General features: G+C 67.6%; 1 protein-coding gene. It reads left to right on the top strand.

Features of this window, described 5'->3' with window-relative positions; genetic code table 11:
• Nucleotides 1-184: hypothetical protein (locus HX873_RS31450; protein WP_177123862.1), on the top strand; the 184-nt coding region annotated here is incomplete at its 5' end.
• Between the last annotated feature and the right edge of the window lie 134 nt (nt 185-318).

Genomic DNA, 318 nt, shown 5'->3' with positions numbered 1-318 from the left:
GGGCGCAGCCGACTTCGCCGATCAGTCGGCACGCTCGCGCATGGTCGATGCGGCCGCCGAATCCGAATCGCTGTCGGCGATGCACCTGCTAGAGCGGCGTCTGCAGGCGCTGCGGGCTGACACGTCCAAAATCGCATTGCGTTGTGGTGCGCTCGGACGCGCGCTGCGTATTTCGAAGGACTAGGCGCGGCCGGCGGCTGAAAGGCTCCGCGCCGGCAGCGGGATCTTCCACCGCGACTGCGCTGAGCCCCCGACCCTGGACAACGGGGCTCAGAGAGCCGACGTCCAGCTTCAGACCGTCGACTTCCAGTATCCGAG

This window comes from Pseudomonas sp. P7758 (assembly GCF_013386485.1).
GTDB lineage: Bacteria > Pseudomonadota > Gammaproteobacteria > Pseudomonadales > Pseudomonadaceae > Aquipseudomonas.
Note: the sequence above shows the minus strand (reverse complement) of the source record. Positions and strands in the feature narration are given on the sequence as shown.